General features: G+C 38.8%; 19 protein-coding genes and 2 tRNA genes. 8 read left to right on the forward strand and 13 right to left on the reverse strand.

What is annotated here, in order from left to right:
* Positions 1 to 22 precede the first annotated feature (22 nt).
* A complete protein-coding gene (locus MWU56_RS08435; RefSeq protein ID WP_247043632.1) occupies positions 23 to 760 on the forward strand; it encodes an MlaE family ABC transporter permease in 738 nt (245 codons plus the stop codon).
* A complete protein-coding gene (locus MWU56_RS08440; protein WP_247043633.1) occupies positions 760 to 1,527 on the forward strand; it encodes an ABC transporter ATP-binding protein in 768 nt (255 codons plus the stop codon). Before MWU56_RS08435 ends, MWU56_RS08440 begins: the two co-directional genes overlap by 1 nt.
* Before the next feature lie 2 nt (positions 1,528 to 1,529).
* On the opposite strand, the gene MWU56_RS08445 is transcribed toward MWU56_RS08440, so the two are convergent.
* The 9 genes from MWU56_RS08445 to porV all read right to left on the reverse strand — a co-directional run bounded on the left by MWU56_RS08445 (position 1,530) and on the right by porV (position 11,094).
* Positions 1,530 to 2,984 (reverse strand): DUF389 domain-containing protein, encoded by a 1,455-nt coding sequence (locus MWU56_RS08445; RefSeq protein ID WP_247043634.1) that lies wholly within the window; start codon positions 2,982 to 2,984, stop codon positions 1,530 to 1,532.
* A gap of 3 nt (positions 2,985 to 2,987) precedes the next feature.
* On the reverse strand, positions 2,988 to 4,067 hold the full coding sequence (locus MWU56_RS08450; RefSeq protein WP_247043635.1) for a mannose-1-phosphate guanylyltransferase: 1,080 nt from the start codon (positions 4,065 to 4,067) through the stop codon (positions 2,988 to 2,990).
* 94 nt (positions 4,068 to 4,161) lie between these two features.
* Complete coding sequence (locus MWU56_RS08455; RefSeq protein WP_247043636.1) at positions 4,162 to 4,761, reverse strand: SprT-like domain-containing protein; 600 nt, start codon at positions 4,759 to 4,761, stop codon at positions 4,162 to 4,164.
* Positions 4,762 to 4,806: 45 nt separating this feature from the next.
* A complete protein-coding gene (locus MWU56_RS08460; RefSeq protein WP_247043638.1) occupies positions 4,807 to 5,484 on the reverse strand; it encodes an SDR family NAD(P)-dependent oxidoreductase in 678 nt (225 codons plus the stop codon).
* A gap of 91 nt (positions 5,485 to 5,575) precedes the next feature.
* Positions 5,576 to 6,556 (reverse strand): M28 family metallopeptidase, encoded by a 981-nt coding sequence (locus tag MWU56_RS08465; RefSeq protein ID WP_247043640.1) that lies wholly within the window; start codon positions 6,554 to 6,556, stop codon positions 5,576 to 5,578.
* 118 nt (positions 6,557 to 6,674) lie between these two features.
* The gene (locus MWU56_RS08470; protein WP_247043642.1) at positions 6,675 to 8,297 is read right to left on the reverse strand and encodes a pyruvate dehydrogenase complex dihydrolipoamide acetyltransferase; all 1,623 of its coding nucleotides are present in this window, start codon (positions 8,295 to 8,297) and stop codon (positions 6,675 to 6,677) included.
* Positions 8,298 to 8,301: 4 nt separating this feature from the next.
* Complete coding sequence (pdhA, locus tag MWU56_RS08475; protein ID WP_247043643.1) at positions 8,302 to 9,300, reverse strand: pyruvate dehydrogenase (acetyl-transferring) E1 component subunit alpha; 999 nt, start codon at positions 9,298 to 9,300, stop codon at positions 8,302 to 8,304.
* Between the two features lie 81 nt (positions 9,301 to 9,381).
* The gene (gene cdd / locus MWU56_RS08480) at positions 9,382 to 9,873 is read right to left on the reverse strand and encodes a cytidine deaminase (protein WP_247043645.1); all 492 of its coding nucleotides are present in this window, start codon (positions 9,871 to 9,873) and stop codon (positions 9,382 to 9,384) included.
* A gap of 75 nt (positions 9,874 to 9,948) precedes the next feature.
* Positions 9,949 to 11,094, reverse strand: coding sequence for a type IX secretion system outer membrane channel protein PorV (porV, locus tag MWU56_RS08485; RefSeq protein WP_247043646.1), 1,146 nt, complete (start codon positions 11,092 to 11,094; stop codon positions 9,949 to 9,951).
* A gap of 376 nt (positions 11,095 to 11,470) precedes the next feature.
* Here porV and gldJ point away from each other — a divergent pair, with 376 nt between their 5' ends.
* Positions 11,471 to 13,120 carry a gliding motility lipoprotein GldJ gene (gene gldJ / locus MWU56_RS08490; RefSeq protein WP_247043647.1) on the forward strand — a complete coding sequence of 550 codons (1,650 nt, stop codon included), beginning with the start codon at positions 11,471 to 11,473 and terminating at the stop codon, positions 13,118 to 13,120.
* A gap of 68 nt (positions 13,121 to 13,188) precedes the next feature.
* The gene (locus MWU56_RS08495; protein ID WP_247043648.1) at positions 13,189 to 14,463 is read left to right on the forward strand and encodes a UDP-N-acetylmuramoyl-tripeptide--D-alanyl-D-alanine ligase; all 1,275 of its coding nucleotides are present in this window, start codon (positions 13,189 to 13,191) and stop codon (positions 14,461 to 14,463) included.
* A 10-nt stretch (positions 14,464 to 14,473) separates the two neighbouring features.
* Here the strand turns inward: MWU56_RS08495 and MWU56_RS08500 are convergent.
* Positions 14,474 to 14,548: transfer RNA gene (locus MWU56_RS08500), tRNA-Val, on the reverse strand.
* Between the two features lie 25 nt (positions 14,549 to 14,573).
* A complete protein-coding gene (locus MWU56_RS08505) occupies positions 14,574 to 14,987 on the reverse strand; it encodes a 6-carboxytetrahydropterin synthase (RefSeq protein WP_247043649.1) in 414 nt (137 codons plus the stop codon).
* 158 nt (positions 14,988 to 15,145) lie between these two features.
* Between MWU56_RS08505 and MWU56_RS08510 the strand changes: the two genes are divergently transcribed.
* Positions 15,146 to 15,829: a metal-dependent hydrolase gene (locus MWU56_RS08510; RefSeq protein ID WP_247043650.1), complete on the forward strand. Its 684-nt coding sequence runs from the start codon at positions 15,146 to 15,148 to the stop codon at positions 15,827 to 15,829.
* Between the two features lie 43 nt (positions 15,830 to 15,872).
* Here the strand turns inward: MWU56_RS08510 and MWU56_RS08515 are convergent.
* Together MWU56_RS08515 and MWU56_RS08520 are read right to left on the reverse strand one after the other, a co-directional pair.
* A tRNA-Val gene (locus MWU56_RS08515) sits at positions 15,873 to 15,947 on the reverse strand.
* Positions 15,948 to 16,032: 85 nt separating this feature from the next.
* Complete coding sequence (locus MWU56_RS08520) at positions 16,033 to 16,356, reverse strand: hypothetical protein (RefSeq protein ID WP_247043651.1); 324 nt, start codon at positions 16,354 to 16,356, stop codon at positions 16,033 to 16,035.
* 215 nt (positions 16,357 to 16,571) lie between these two features.
* On the opposite strand from MWU56_RS08520, the gene MWU56_RS08525 reads away from it, so the two are divergent.
* Genes MWU56_RS08525 through MWU56_RS08530 form a run of 3 tightly spaced genes read left to right on the forward strand, consistent with a single transcriptional unit; the run spans position 16,572 to position 17,517 of the window.
* Complete coding sequence (locus MWU56_RS08525) at positions 16,572 to 16,766, forward strand: hypothetical protein (protein ID WP_247043653.1); 195 nt, start codon at positions 16,572 to 16,574, stop codon at positions 16,764 to 16,766.
* A gap of 17 nt (positions 16,767 to 16,783) precedes the next feature.
* Positions 16,784 to 16,924, forward strand: coding sequence for a hypothetical protein (locus MWU56_RS16620; RefSeq protein WP_317236521.1), 141 nt, complete (start codon positions 16,784 to 16,786; stop codon positions 16,922 to 16,924).
* A gap of 32 nt (positions 16,925 to 16,956) precedes the next feature.
* Positions 16,957 to 17,517 (forward strand): LytTR family DNA-binding domain-containing protein, encoded by a 561-nt coding sequence (locus MWU56_RS08530; RefSeq protein ID WP_317236523.1) that lies wholly within the window; start codon positions 16,957 to 16,959, stop codon positions 17,515 to 17,517.
* Positions 17,518 to 17,519: the final 2 nt, after the last annotated feature.

A 17,519-nucleotide genomic window follows, 5' to 3' on the forward strand; every position in this document is an offset into this window, starting at 1 on the left:
ATCAACTCAAGTCCATAAACGCATGAAATACCTAGAAGCGATTGGAAAATACTTCATCATGATTTGGGAAGTATTTAAAAAACCTACAAAGTGGCGCATCATGAAAACCTTAATTTTTAAGGAAATTGATGAACTCATCTATGGGGCCATGGGTATCATTATTTTTATCTCCTTTTTTATTGGAGGTGTAGTCACCATTCAGACAGCCCTTAACCTAACCAACCCTCTATTGCCTAAAAGTCTTATCGGCTTTGCCGCAAGGCAATCCGTTATATTGGAATTTGCACCAACTTTCACTTCTATAATCATGGCAGGTAAAGTTGGGTCATATATCACATCCAGTATAGGAACCATGCGGGTTACAGAACAAATTGATGCTCTTGAAGTAATGGGCATCAACTCTTTGAATTACTTGGTATTTCCAAAAATCGTTGCTACCATGCTTTATCCTTTTGCGGTTGCAATTTCCATGTTTGTCGGTATTTTTGGAGGATGGGTAGCAGCCGTATTTGGTGGTTTTGCTCCGAGTGGCGATTTTATTCAGGGGTTGCAAATGGATTTTGATTCGTACCATGTAACCTATGCTTTGATAAAGTCTGTGGTGTTTGCTTTTGTAATCGCAACGGTCCCCTCTTATCATGGGTTTTACATGACTGGCGGCGCACTTGAGGTGGGCAAGGCCAGTACCACTTCCTTTGTTTGGACTAGTGTTGTTATTATTATTGTGAATTACGTTTTAACACAATTGTTATTAGGCTAATGATAGAGGTAGAAAACATACATAAATCGTTTGGGGACAATCATGTTCTAAAAGGTATTTCAACAATTTTTGAAACAGGAAAGACCAACTTGATTATTGGACAAAGTGGATCCGGCAAGACCGTTTTTATGAAATGCTTACTGGGTCTATTTGAGCCCGATGAAGGACAAATTTGTTACAATGACCGATATTACTCTAAACTTTCCACAAAAGAACGAAGAAATCTACGCCAAGAAATGGGCATGGTGTTTCAAGGAAGTGCTCTTTTTGATTCCATGACTGTTGAGGGCAATGTGATGTTTCCTTTGGATATGTTCACCACTCAGTCCCAATCAGAAAAACAAGACCGCGTTGATTTTGTATTAAAACGAGTAAATCTTGTGGATGCACATAAAAGATTTCCTGCCGAAATTTCCGGGGGAATGCAAAAAAGGGTTGCCATTGCGCGAGCTATTGTTATGAATCCGAAATATCTGTTTTGTGACGAACCCAACTCTGGACTTGACCCCAAAACTGCCATCCTAATAGACAACCTAATCCAAGAAATTACCCGAGAATATGATATAACCACTGTAATCAACACGCACGATATGAACAGTGTAATGGAAATCGGAGAAAAAATAATCTTTCTCAAAAATGGATTAAAAGAGTGGGAAGGCACGAACAAAGAAATTTTTAAAACTGATAATAAAGCAGTAACAGATTTCGTGTACTCTTCGGAGCTTTTCAAAAAAGTTAGACAAATGTATATTGAAGAACGTAATTGATATTAATCAATCTCCTTAATAATTAGCGTGGAATCTTGTAATCTTAACTTTAACCAAGCTAGCATTTTTCGAGTATCCTCTCCTTTTTGATTCGCATTTATTCCTTCTTTCCATTCCACTTCAAAAACTGGAACAGTATCCAGTTTCTTAAAATCGGTCCGTATTTGATAAGAAAAACCAATGGCGTCAATATTTTCATAGTTGGCCTTGGCTTCTGCTGTAACATCTTTAAACGGAATTTGTTTCCCTACATTCTGTGTTAAGCTGGCCACTTCTTCCTCAAGCAATCGAATCTGTTCATCTTTATTCAACAGTTCTGCTTTATTTTTTTCATACAACTCACTTACATAATTGAATTTCTCTTCGGAATCATCCTTACCACCTTGAATAATATGAAACTCTGCATTTTTTAATCTTGAAAATTGATTTTTCTGCGTCCTCCAAGTATTGATTACATTTTCAGGAATCAATTCATCACCCATGAACACAACCTCAACCAAGGATTCTCCTTCATCAACATATTCGAGTTTAGTTAAGTTATCCACATATCTACCAGATCCATTAAATTGATAAATCTCTACGGTATCCTGTAAAAATTCTTGTGCCTGCTTTTTAAAAAGCGACTCCTGAAATACTTGATAGAATGTAAATCCGGCTGGGATCATTACCAAAATACCTGTAATGGATGCCAGCCGGGCAATAAGCCTTCTGCGTTGGGAATTCGCATAGCGCACCATTGGAAAACGCAAATACTTTATAACCAAGAAGGTGGCCAAACCAATAAAAATGGTGTTGATTATGAACAAATACATGGCCCCTGCTGCGTACCATGGTTTCCCAATGGCCAATCCAAACCCAACCGTACAGAGTGGCGGCATAAGTGCTGTGGCTATCGCAACACCAAAAATCACACTTGCAATTGTTCCTTTTTTAGCTCTGGCTATCACTAGGGCAAGTCCACCAAAAAATGCAATGAGCACATCTCGAATGTCCGGCTTGGTACGTGCCAACAACTCAGAGGATTCATCTCGAAGTGGGAAAAGATAGAAAAACAAAAAGGCGGTGATCACACTCAAAACAACCATCACGGTAAAATTCTTCAACGAACGTCTAAGTGTATCAATATCATTAATGGCCAACGACATTCCCATACCCAAAATAGGTCCCATGAGGGGGGATATCAACATCGCTCCAATTACAACCGCAGTAGAGTTAGCATTCAACCCAATGGAGGCTATAAATATGGAGCATACAAGAATCCAAGAGGTGTGTCCTTTAAAAGGAATATCCGCATTTATGGATTCTTTTGTGGCAGCGGCATCCGTGTTGGAACGGATTTCCAATAAATCGGAAAGAAACCTACGAATACTGCCCAAAAGCCCTTTAAAGTCCTTTTTTACTTCATCTCCGCTATCTTGCCCAGGAGGCATTGTGGCATTGTTCTGATTTTCATTCATTTTTTAAGCAAACTGATCACCAAATTTATCTTTAACCTGATTTAATACTTTTTTAATATCCTGTTGTTTATTCTTTGGGTATACCAAAAGCACATCTTCTTTATCTACAATAATATAATCCTCCAAACCATCTATCACAACCACTTTCCCTTTTGGAGAGCTAATCATATTACCTTTAGCGTCTTCTAGGATCACTTTGGCGTTTACGACAGCGTTTTCTTCCTCATCCTTATCCAGTTTATCATACAGTGCACCCCAAGTCCCAAGATCGTTCCAGTCGAAGGTTGCCGGCAATGTGTATATTGACTTCGATTGCTCCAAGATAGCATAATCAATGGATATGTTTTCAGCCTTGCCATAGTTTTCTTGAATAAAGTCTTTTTCCGTTTGCGTATTATAACAAGGAATGCCTTCCCCAAACAAGCGATATTGACTTGGTTGATATTTTTTGAAGGCATCCACGATGGTTTCCACGCTCCACATAAATATACCTGCGTTCCAAAGAAAATTTCCTTGTGCCAAAAATTCTTTTGCAGTTTCATAATCTGGTTTTTCCCTGAACTGAGATACTTTTTTAAGCTTATCATCACTTTCCTTCTCAAATTCGATATAGCCAAAACCAGTGTTGGGGAATGTGGGCTGTATGCCCAATGTGCACATTACATTTTCCTTTTCGCATTTATCAAAACAAGCTGTCACATCTTTTTCAAAAGCAGCTTCATCCTCTATCCAGTGATCACTGGGAGCAACGATCATTACTGCATTGGGATTCATTTTCTGGATCTTCAACGAGGCATATAAAATGCAAGGCGCCGTGTTGCGCATCGCAGGTTCCAAAACAACCTGATCTTGTTTCACCTTTGGTAATTGCTCCAAAACCAAATCATTGTATCGTTCGTTGGTCAGAATTAAAATATTTTCGGTGGGAATAAATCTGTTTAAACGATCAAAAGTTTTTTGAATCAAAGTTTTACCCGTTCCCAACATATCATGAAATTGTTTGGGATTGGAGGATGTACTCACGGGCCAAAATCGGGACCCTACCCCTCCTGCCATCAATACTGCGTAATAATTCTTGTTCATTCTTTTATTTTTTATCATTTCTCCGTAGTTATCTGGGCATTTTAAATGATGTTATTTAACCATAATCAGCAGTGCATTAATTAGAGATTGTAATTTATTTCACTAATTCAACTTCCGCATTAGGTTGAAACAAATATAATCTCCCGGTCGACAACTCTACACATTCGTACCGTTTTACTTTTTTATTTCCTTTTTTGAACAACTTACCGTTGTACAATCTAAAAACACTGTCCTTAGGCAATTCGTATACATAACTGTGCTGCCGCTCTTCCTCATCAAAAGCCTTTAATGCGATAGACAATCTAGCATCGGTGCTACTACTGGCCTTGGGGTTCTTAAAATGATTGGCTACAATGGGCAACAACTGTGATGGAAACACCTCTGGCCTAATGAATGGAAGCATTAATTGCTGAAAGGTACGTTTCCATTCCAAACCATGCGGTTTTATTCGACGACCGTATGTTTCAAAAGCTACCAGATGCGCAATTTCATGGACGAGCGTAATAAGGAATCTATATTTATTGAGTGACGCATTAACCGTTATTTGATGTAATCCATTGGGCAACCTGCGATAATCCCCATGCCGTGTAACACGATGGCTTACAATTTTTAAATGCACCCCATGTGTTTTGATCAATTCAAAACAGGGGGCCGCGGCGAGCTCTGGGAGATATTTTTGGAGGGTATTGTTCACTGGTATAAAGTTACAAGTTTATCCATAAAATATCTCTGAAATAATCTAAGGCGTACTATTGCTCACTTGCAACAGTTTTCCATTATATAGTTTTTGTCCTGTCAGGGCAAACTCTTTGATATATGTTGCCATTTCTAGAGCGGTAACCAGTGCTTTATAACCGGGGAATGCCTCTTCTAACATTTCTGTTTGGACCGCACCAAGTGCCAACACATTAAAGCTGGGGCCTGTTTCCTTATGTTCTTCGGCCAAAAGTTCAGTAAGGGTGATAACAGCACCTTTGCTAGAGCTATATGCAGAAAGGCCTGGGAATTTCATACTGCCTTGTACCCCGCCCATGGAACTTATGGTCACTACATGCCCTTCCTTACCCATTAGTGGCAATACGGTCTTGGTTATTTCTGCTACACCGAATACATTTACTTTATAAACAGCTTCAAATTCATCGGTTGTGGTCTCTGAAAAAGGTTTATTCAGTAATCGACCAGCATTATTGATCAGCACATCCACCACATGCCATTGCTCAAGAAATTTAGTTACTTTTTCAAAATCGCCTGGATTACCCAAATCAAATGGAAAACAATGAACATTGGACAATCCCAAACTTTCAATAGGCTTAACATTTCTTGATAGTGCCAATACTTGATGTCCTTCTTTGGCAAAGAGCTTGACTAGTTCAAAACCTATGCCCCTACTTGTTCCCGTTATTATGATGTTTGCCATATTTGTTATTATTTCATATTTCCACCGAAAGTGAAAACCTATTCATACTAAGAGTACCTTACATTTTCTAAGGGTTTCCACATGACACTTTTTAATTATTTAGCTTAATTTCTTGGTTTGCTGCATTGGCAATATCTTCTATTACCGGAATGGTCTTGTTGACTAACGTTGCCATATGCCCATAATCCATAAGATCGGCTTCATCCCCTACTTTGTGGTAGAAGGCATAATTTGTGAAATCAAAAGTGCAAAAAGTGTGGGATGGCACGCCAAATTCTTCATGGAACGGGTAATTATCAGATCGTTGGTACAGATTAAACTCTTTCGCAGTAGGTAAAAATCCCACTAAATTCTCCTCTGCATACTTATTACTGACTTCAGCCAAATTTGACATTTCATATCCAGTGATATACACCAAGTAATCTTTATCTTTCATGGGGACACCTGTCATTTCAAAATTGAGCATGGTGTATAGGTTCAACTCTTGTTCTTTTAGTTTTTTAGCCAAATATTTGGAGCCTAGCAACCCTTTTTCCTCAGCACTGAACAATGCAAATATCAAGCTCCGTTTATTTGTGTTGTGTGCACCAAAATAACGTGCCATTTCCAAGACTGAAATAGTACCTGAAGCATTGTCATTGGCTCCATTGGCGATGTAGTCACCATTTTCAGGATTTATGGTACCAATATGATCATAATGTGCACCTATCAGTATAAATTCATCCTTCAATATAGGGTCGTTACCCTCGACAACCCCAACTAAGTTATAAGCTATATTTTTGAAATTTGACAACGTATCTCGATAGGTTTCAAAATATGGTTGTACCCTATACGACTTGAGATAATTCTCTATATACCGCGCTGCCATTTCAATACCTTCACTACCTGCCTCTCTTCCTTTAAGATCATTGGAAGCCAAATAGTTCATCATCTCCCCTATTCTTTGTGCGTTGGTAAAGGATTCTTCTGATGCAGGCAATGCAGGAGATTCCATTTTTGTGGATTCTGAAACTTGCGTAGATCCACAATTCACTGCTAAAAGTGTAGCCACGGCAAAGCATAATATTTTCATTCTTTTTGTTTTTTGATTTTTTTAAAGATAAAAAAAGCATCCTTAAAAGGATGCTTTTGATATGTAAGTTATTGAATGTTCCTCAGGTTGCAAACATCAAATCAAACGGCCAAGAAAATTATGCCAACATTGTGACAGGGTTTTCTAGATACGCTCGTAATGTTTGAAGGAATTGTGCTCCTGAAGCACCATCAACAGTTCTGTGATCGCACGCCAGAGTAACTTTCATTGTACTACCAGGTACAACTTCACCATTTTTGACCACTGGTTTTTCAACAATGGCTCCTACAGATAAAATTGCAGAGTTGGGCTGGTTGATAATCGAAGTAAACTCCAGGATACCAAACATTCCCAAATTAGATACGGTGAAAGTACTACCTTCCATTTCGTCCGGCTTAATCTTTTTGTTTCTTGCTCTACCGGCCAAATCCTTTACGGAGGTACCAAGCTGGGTCAAGCTCATTTGGTCCGCAAATTTGATGACGGGAACAACTAGCCCTTCATCCACAGCCACAGCAACGCCCATATGTACGTGGTGCTTATAAACCGTTGTATCACCGTTCCATGACGTATTTACTTGCGGATGCTTTTTAAGCGCCATGGCGCATGCCTTTAGTACCATATCGTTAAAAGATACTTTGGTATCGGGCAAACTATTAATCTGCGAACGGGAAGCTTTTGCATTGTCCATATCCACCTCAATGGTGAGATAATAGTGAGGTGCAGAGAATTTGGATTCACCCAAGCGCTTGGCAATCACCTTGCGCATAGTTGAGTTTTTAACCTCTTCCATACTTTCCTCACCCACTGGCAAACTTACCTGAGCAGATGGAGCCGCCGTTTCGGCTGTTTTTTCCGCTTTTGGAGCAGCTTGTGAAGGTTTAAAGTTTTCAATGTCCTTTTTTACGATTCTACCATTGTCACCAGTTCCTTTTACATCGGCCAAATTGATACCTTTTTCTTCTGCGATCTTTTTAGCTAATGGTGACGCAAAAACACGTTGTCCATCGTTAGAAGTTTGTTTTTTAGAAGATACTTGTTCCGCTTTTGGAGCTTCCTCTTTAGCCTCTTTCTTGGGTGCACTTTTGGAGGACCCTGCTGAATCCTGTGCCTTTAAAATTGCATTGACATCGGTGCCCTCTGGACCAATTATCGCCAAAAGGGAATCGACAGGAGCTCCTTCACCTTCTTGAATACCGATATGCAATAAGGTACCGGAATAAAAAGATTCAAATTCCATAGTGGCTTTATCGGTTTCGATTTCGGCCAGAATATCTCCTTCTTCAACGTCGTCACCAACACTTTTCAACCAACTAGCCACGGTTCCTTCCTCCATGGTATCACTCAATCGGGGCATGGTTACAATTTCCACGCCTTCTGGAATATTGGCTGATGTATTTTCTGGTGCAGAACTTGCTTCTTCTTCAGATTCGGAAGAGTTTGGTTCTTGGTCTGGAGCAGTTTGTTCTTCAGCTCCGTTCAAAAGACCCGAAATATCTTCTCCCTCCTCGCCGATTATGGCTAAAAGTGAATCAACCGGGGCTCCATCACCTTCCTCTATCCCGATATGGAGTAAAGTACCTTCATGAAAGGATTCAAACTCCATGGTGGCCTTATCGGTCTCGATTTCGGCCAATATATCTCCTTCTTCGACTTTGTCCCCTACGTTTTTGAGCCACTTGGCCACGGTTCCTTCTTCCATGGTATCGCTCAATCTAGGCATGTTGATTACTTCTGCCATCTTATTATAATTTATGTTGTAAAAATGGATAGTCTTCTTGCTCGTACACGGTGTCGAACAATTGTTCTTTTGGTGGGAAATCCGATTCTTCTGCAAATTTCTCGCACTCTTTCACCAAGTCTTTCACTTTCTTATCGATTTGCTTTAGGTCGTCTTCAGATGCATATCCTTTTTCGAGAATAATATCTTTCACCTGAGAAATAGGATCTATTTTTTTATATTCCTCAACCTCTTCTTTTGTTCGGTAATGCTGAGCATCCGACATGGAGTGCCCTCGGTACCGATAGGTTTTCATCTCCAGGAAAGTTGGTCCGCCACCAGTTCTGGCACGCTCAATAGCTTTATCCATTTCTTTGGCAACTATTGCTGGATCCATTCCATCAACAGGCCCACATGGCATTTCGTACCCTAGACCCAATTTCCAAATTTCAGTTGAATGCGATGTACGCGCCACTGATGTTCCCATGGCATAACCATTGTTTTCACAAATGAAAACTACGGGCAGTTGCCACAACATCGCCAAATTAAATGCTTCGTGCAACGCACCTTGTCGAACAGCACCATCTCCCATATAACAGAGGGTTACAGAATCCCTTTTAAAGTACTTATCTGCAAATGCCAATCCTGCACCTAAAGGAATTTGTCCTCCGACGATTCCATGACCTCCATAGAAACGGTGTTCTTTAGAAAAAATATGCATAGAACCACCCATACCTTTGGATGTCCCGGTTACTTTCCCATAAAGCTCGGCCATCACTCTTTTTGGATCCACACCCATACCAATTGGTTGAACGTGGTTTCGATATGCAGTGATCATACGGTCTTTATCAAGATCCATAGCATGCAGTGCACCAGCCAATACGGCTTCCTGACCATTGTACAGGTGTAAAAAACCCCTAACTTTTTGTTGAATATATACGGCAGCAAGTTTATCCTCGAATTTCCTCCAGAAAAACATGTCTTCGTACCATTTAAGGTAAACTTCTTTAGTAATTTTTTTCATCTACAGTAGTATTAAATGAATTTCTCCAGCGGTGGAGAAAAGCAAAAATACATATATATCTCTTTTGGAAAAATATTTGAATTAAGAATCGCTCAAAAATGAACTATTGAATGCCAAAGGCAATATATCTTCCAACGAAGCACATTTATAAATTGGACCATTTTCCGAACCAAGAATTATGGATATTGGAGACTTTTGCTTTTGCTCATACTCAATGAGAGATTGTCTGCAATTGCCACAGGGAGCCGCTGGGGCAGCCACCTCATGTTCGCTGGAGGAAGCACTAATCGCAATGGACTTAATGGTTGTTCCTGGGTAATTAGCACCGGCGTAAAATACCGCGACTCGTTCGGCACATAGTCCTGAAGGATACGATGCATTTTCTTGGTTGTTTCCTATAACAATCTGACCATTTTCCAACAATACCGCTGCACCGACCTTAAATTTTGAATATGGAGCATAGGCATTCTCCCTTGCATTCATGGCTTCTTGTAACAATTTGTGATCGTTTTGTGACAACTCTGATGCGTTCTCAAAAACGAGTAGTTCAAAACCAATTTTCTTTTTTTTCATGTAACTTTCAGGTGTGTCTCAAAAATAAGAAAACCTGTCGAAGAGACAGGTTTTTACTAGATATATTATATAATCCTAATCATTATAAAATTCTTCACCAAAATTAAAGGTAAGCGAAAAACGTAACGTATTTTCCAATGGGTTCTTAACCTGTGAGGTTGAAAATAGATAAGAAAGATCTATTTGTGCAGATTTGAATTTGAAACCTGCTCCAAGAGTAAAATACTTTCTAGATCCTTTTTCTTCGCTTTCATTAAAATAGCCACTTCGCAACATAAAAGCTTCCCTAAACCTATATTCGGCCCCAAGCGCCCAAGTAACTTCTTTTAACTCTTCACCAAAACCATCGGGGGCATCCCCAAAGGATTCAAAGATTCCATTAAAGAAACTAATGTTCTGGTACTCATCATTATCATTGGAGTCAATGTCTCCATCTCCATCAAAATCTCTTGGAGTAGGAACCAATAGTTTATTGAACTCGGTATTGATTGCCAAAACATTGTCTTGATCAAAGATAAAATCAAACCCTCCTCCAAATTTTAGGTTAGTTGGCAAAAAGTTTTCTTGACCACCTTCGTCATATTGAAGCGAACCTCCTATGTTCGATATATTGAAACCAAATCTCCAACGGCCATCATAATTGCTATAGGCAATCTCTCGAGACCTATAAAATCCAGCAATATCCACCGCAAACGCATTTGCAGCTTGTGAATCCTGCACACCATCCTGAAATCTTAAGTTGGAACTGATGAACCTACCTCCTACTGCCATGGAAAAACTTTGACTCAGTTTAAGGGAATAGGATCCGTCCAATGCAAACTCATTTGGTTTTACCAAGGTAGCATTCTGATCGATAGTTTGTCTCAATTCTATTTCTCCCAATCCAAAATACCTAAGTCCGAAGGCAAAAGCACTTCGATCATTAAGTTTATTATAGTAATTGGCATTTAACAGGGAAACATCGTTGACAATAGTTTCCAAATATGGTGTATAGCTCACACCTACACCCGATTTTTGGGTTGCAAAAGCATATTTAGCGGGGTTCCACTGCTGGGAATAGGCATCAAAAGAGGTTGCCACACCCATATCACCCATACCAGACGCCCTAGCATCTGCAGCAATGGTAAGGAATGGAACAGCTGTAGTGATTGCCCTTTCCTGCTGTGCGCTCACCCATGGGGCTATGGCAAGCAGCACTACCAATACGAGTAACTTTTTCATTCTAAGTTTTTAGCGTTTAGTAAAGATCTAGGTCCAACAATAAAATTATTGGATTATTACAGTAAACGTTCTTTTCCATAAATTCTTGTACTTATATATGTATTTTTTAAAATCAATGCAACCACAACTACATCCAACAATAATTTTAGTACACCCCTTATTGGTTAAAAATAAAGCTGTCCATACTAATTTGTCCCCTTCTGCGTTACTGAAGTGTAGCATGTGCCAAATGGTACATCGTCATAAATATTTGACCAGCACAAAATATAATGGCAAAAACATCGTTTTAATGCCATCGAAGGATTTAAAAAAATCAAAACAAGTTGAAGTTACTGAGGGTTTAAGCCCTGAGTTTTAAAGTACTCAAGCCCAAATTATGAAAAAACACTTAATCAAAGTTGTACTTTCTTGCGCCGTAGTGATGGGAAGTTTTTCCAGTTGTAAAAACTCTTCTTCATCCAAGAACGTCTCCAGAGCCACTGGTTGGAATATTAATGCCAAAGAAGGGGGATTTCAATACAATTCTGACTTCAAGGAACAAGAAACTCCACCAGGAACAGTATTTGTAGAGGGTGGAACTTTCACCAAAGGTAAGGTTCAAGATGATATAATGAAAGATTGGAACAACACCCCTACCCAACAGCATGTTCAGTCTTTTTATATGGACGAAACTGAAGTAACCAATTTAATGTACTTGGAATACTTGGATTACCTAAAGGAAGTTTATCCTCCGGAAAATCCAAATTATGCCAATATCTATAAAGGGGCTCTACCTGACACCTTGGTCTGGAGAAATAGATTGGGCTTTAACGAAACAATGACAAATAATTACCTTAGACACCCTGCCTATGCTGAATACCCAGTTGTGGGTGTTAATTGGGTGCAGGCTACCCAATATGCAGAATGGAGAACCGACCGGGTAAACGAGGTAATGTTGGAAAGAGAAGGATATTTGGCAGAAGATTCCAAATATAAAGTTCTAAACGGCGATGTTGATGGTACTTTTAGCACCGAGGCCTACTTGAACAACCCAGAATCTGTATATGGTGGACAAATAGATTCCCTCCAAGGGAAACAAAAACAAGATTCCACCAATGCTTTTGCCAAAAGAAGCAGTGGAATTATTATGCCTGCATATAGACTTCCTACTGAAACCGAGTGGGAATATGCTGCCCAAGCATTGGTAGGCACCAGAGAATATAATAATTACAGAGGTAGAAAAAAATATCCATGGGAAGGTGATTACACCCGTAGTGGGCAACGCGTTGGAAGAGGTGACCAATTGGCCAACTTTAAACAAGGTAAAGGTGATTACGGCGGTATCGCTGGATGGTCCGATGACGGTGCGGATATTACAGGTGAGGTTAAATCCTATAAACCCAACGATTTTGGCCTGTATGACATGGCTGGAAACGTAAATGAATGGGTAGCCGATGTGTATCGTCCCATTGTAGATGATGAAATAAGTGACTTTAATTACTATCGCGGAAATGTCTTTATGAAAAAAGCCATTGGGGAAGATGGAAAGGTTGAGATATTAAAAGATAAAATTGTTTATGATACTTTACCAAACGGTAAAATAGTAGCCATGAACCTTCCCGGCGAGGTTAAAGAAGTTCCTGTTGGACAAGAAGAAACTTACCTAAGAACCAATTTTGATAAAAGTGACAACAGAGGATTCAGGGATGGTGACGTAGGCTCTTCAAGGTTCTTTAGCCGTTTTATCGATGAGGAGGATGAACAGAAAATGTACGATTCCCCACAATTCGAAGCAGAGCGTGACTCAACGGGTCAACTAGTAGGCAAATATGACACCTCAAACCATAGAACTTCTTTGATCAATGATGAGGTAAGGGTTTACAAAGGTGGCTCATGGAGAGACAGGGCATTTTGGTTAGATCCTGCTCAGCGTAGATATTTACCACAATATATGGCAACAGACGATATAGGCTTTAGATGTGCCATGTCAAGAGTTGGGTCTAAATCCAAGTCCAATAAAACGGTTCGTCACAAAAAAGCGAGATAAAATTTAATTTTTGAGTATTTAAAAAAAGCTCTGACCAAAAGGTCGGAGCTTTTTTTTATCTTCGATTCATGACAACAAAAGAATTGCATGCTCTGTTCTTGGAGCATCCCACAATTTCTACAGACACACGGAAAATAACTGAAAACTGTCTGTTTTTTGCGCTTAAAGGACCTCATTTTAATGGAAATAATTTTGCTCTAGACGCCTTAAAAAAAGGAGCTGCCTATGCAATCGTAGATGAGAAACCTCCTAAGTCCTCACATAAAACTATTTTGTGTCCAGATGTTTTAAAAACATTGCAAGAATTGGCAACCTACCATAGAAACTATTGTAAAGCAAAAGTGGTATCGCTAACTGGAAGTAACGGTAAAACAACCACAAAGGAGCTCATAAATGCCGTGCTATCCAAAAAGTACAAAACCATAGCCACTCAAGGAAATCTTAACAATCATATTGGGGTTCCCTTAACCCTTTTATCCATTCAAAAAGATACAGAAATAGCGATTATTGAAATGGGCGCCAATCACAGGCAGGAAATAAAGTCCTTGAGCAATATTGCGCAACCCGATTTTGGATACGTCACCAACTTTGGCAAAGCACATTTAGAGGGTTTTGGGGGATTCGAAGGAGTCATAAAAGGGAAAAGTGAACTATATGATTATCTAACCTCGCATAATAAATATATTTTCTTTAATGCTGATGATAAAGTTCAAAAAGAGAAATTAGAGAATTACCATAAAAAAATAGGTTTCAGTACAAACGACCATCGATTTTATAATATAACATTTAATGGAATCGATCCATTTGTAACACTAAAAGTCGAAGGAATAGAAATCAAAACACAACTGGTAGGGAAGTATAATTTTCTCAACTGTTGCGCAGCCATTCTCATGGGTAAATATTTTAATGTGCCTTTGAAAGACATCAAAACAGCGATTGAAACCTATCTTCCAAATAACAATCGATCACAAATAGTATCCAAAAACGGTTACAACATTGTTCTTGATGCCTACAACGCTAACCCTACCAGTATGAAAGCGGCATTAGAAAACTTTAATCTAATGGATGGCACACCCAAAACAATAATTATTGGAGATATGTTCGAGCTTGGTGATACAGCTTCGGAAGAGCACCAATCCATTGCCGATTTAACAAAAGAACTCAAATTTAGCAATGTATACCTGGTAGGCAAGAATTTCTTTGGCACCAAAACCCAATTTAATAAGTTTAAGTCCTTTGAGGACCTAAAAGCATTTTTAGAAAAACATCCTGTAGAAAAGGGAACATTGTTGATTAAGGGTTCCCGAGGCATGGCTCTAGAACGAGTTTTGGACATTCTGTAAAAAAAGGAAGTGGGATATACTGGATTCGAACCAGTGACCTCTGCCCTGTCAAGGCAGCGCTCTAAACCAACTGAGCTAATATCCCTTTAAAGGGTGTGCAATATCGGAAATTAATCCCAATCTCCATACTCTGCCGAATTCTTTGATGTCTCGTGCAAGGTTATGTGCAACAATAGCCCTTTTTTCAAGTTCGGTTTCAGGATATCATAGATCACTTTTACAAAATATTCGGTTGTTGGCAATAAATTTTCAAATTCAGGGCAGTCTTCGTTCAAATTCTTATGATCAAAACGCTCTTCCACCTCATCCTTGATTAAATTACCCAAATCTGCAAGATCCATTACAAAACCGGTATCAGGGTCCACCTCACCTTTAATCCTTACTTCAAGGTCAAAATTATGACCATGAAAACTGGGACTGTTGCATTTACCAAAAACTTGGATGTTCTTTTCTTTGCTCCACTTAGGATTATGTAACCTATGTGCGGCATTAAAATGTGCTTTCCTGCAAATTGTAGCAATCATATTGCAAAGTTAAACGCTTTTTCTACAATCCATATTTCTAATTCAAAAAATACCTGACCAAGATTTATCGTAATCTAATTTCAAATTGAAATTCCGAAGAGTTCTTGTTAACTTTATCAAACAAGTCAAAAGTATTACAGAAATAAAAATCCCATTATATGACAATTACATACTTAGGCCATGCCACTTTACTTGTTGAGATGAATGATAAGAAAATTATGTTCGACCCTTTTATCTCTGGAAATGAAATGGCTTCCGATATTGACATAGATAGTTTAGAGGTAGATTACATTTTTCTGACCCACGGCCATCAAGATCATGTATTGGATGTGGAAACAATTGCAAAAAATAACCCAAAGGCACTATTAGTTTCCAATTTTGAGATTATTACTTGGTTCGGGGAAAAAAATATCAAAGGACACCCCATGAACCATGGAGGAAAATACGATTTTGATTTTGGCACTGCAAAATATGTAACCGCTATCCACTCGAGCACATTACCTGATGGCAGCAATGGAGGAAACCCAGGAGGGTTTGTTCTTTATAATGAGTCAAATTCCATCTATATTGCTGGCGACACCGCTCTGACCATGGATATGGAGCTCATCTCCAAAACCTGCCCCAAACTCGATATTGCCGTTTTACCCATTGGGGATAATTTTACGATGGGATATGAAGATGCCGCAATAGCCAGTGACTTTATTGCTTGTGATGAAATAATAGGGTGTCATTATGATACCTTTCCTCCCATTAAAATAGACAAAGTAAAAGCAGTTGAGTTTTTTAATAAAAAAGGAAAGAAACTGATGCTACCGGATATTGGGGAATCAATAACTATATAAATTAAAAAAGCCTCCGATAAATCGGAGGCTTTTTTTCCTGTTGTGGGCGCTGAGGGATTCGAACCCCCGACCCCCTCGGTGTAAACGAGGTGCTCTGAACCAACTGAGCTAAGCGCCCATTCAATTTCCTAAATGGGAGTGCAAATATATAATAGTTTTTCATTACCAAAAAGAAAAAATTAAAAAAGAATCACACTTTACTTTTAATTGATTTTCCTGTCTCTGAACCAAAGGTCCTCCAAGCTAAAATTAACTGTAATGGTCTGGTAATTTTCCTTAACAAGGATATTTTGTATTTGCCCCTTGCTCCCGTAGGCATAAGATATATTCATCATGGAATTGCTGGCACGCCCTACAGGCAATCCCAGCCCAGCTGTTAGGGTGTAACCATCAATCTGATTGTCGTTAATGGCAAGATAGCCATTGTCATAATTGAAACCGCCCCTATAGCGAACACGATCCAAATATTTATATCCTCTGTCATTTTTTAGATATTCGATTCCCACGCCATAAACATCCTGATCCATATATGTGCCTACACTTTCAAACTGCTCTGTAGCGTCCCAAAAATTATGTAGCGTTACAACGGTTACGTTTATCGGACAGTGTCAATGTTCATTTAAAAATTTCGGGAGAGGACAAAGGAAAAAAGGTTCCTCCATTACTGTTCATCTCCTTTATTGAAAATGCTTTTAAATACGGGACGGACTATAAAGGAAGAACGTATGTAAACATCAATTTGTTGATTGAAAAAAACAATATTCACTTTAAAGTCGAGAACAAGATTGGTGTACACAGAAAAAATATTAAAAATTCTGGAGTGGGATTAGAGAACATAAAAAATCGTTTAAGGCTATTGTACCCCAATTCCCATAGATTACAAATAACCAATAACGGTGCAACGTTTTTGGTGGACCTGACCCTCAATCTAAATTAATGCCAAAACTATAGACTATGAAGTGTGTTATTATCGACGACGAACCTTTGGCTATAGATGTGTTAATGGAATATTGCCAAAAACTGGATTTTATTGAGTTGGAAGAAACCTTTACCAATCCTTTGGAAGCAATTTCAGTAATCAAAGAAAAAAAATAGATCTTATTTTTTGCGATATTGAAATGCCCCAGATGAATGGGATAGATTTTATAAATTCTTTGGACAACATTCCTTTGTTCATCTTTACCACGGCCTATTCGCAATACGCCGTAGAAGGCTTCAACCTCAATGCCATTGATTATTTGGTAAAACCTATCCCCTATAATAGATTTATAAAAGCGGTCTCAAGGGCTAAAGAAATATTGACCTATCGAAAAACACCAACCAATTTGAACGATAATGTTTTCCCTTCTCATGGCGATTCAAAAACAACTAACCCAGGGTATGTTTTTGTGAAAGCCGAGTACGAAAGCGTAAAAATAAATCTTGATGATATTGAGTATATCCAAGGCCTAAAGGACTATCTAAAAATCCATATTAAAAACACTAACAAAGCGATACTCACCCTTATGAGTTTTAAGGAAATTTTAGATAAACTTCCTTCAAATCAATTTTTAAGGGTTCATAAATCCTTTGTCGTCAATATTAGCTGTATTAAAACAGTTCAACGGAACCGAATCGTGATCAACGATATGAGAATTCCCATTGGGGAAAGTTATAAGTCCATCTTTTTTAGCAATTTAGGGCTTTAACC

Origin of the sequence: Allomuricauda sp. F6463D (genome assembly GCF_023015965.1) — a bacterium.
In the GTDB taxonomy this organism is placed as follows: domain Bacteria; phylum Bacteroidota; class Bacteroidia; order Flavobacteriales; family Flavobacteriaceae; genus Flagellimonas.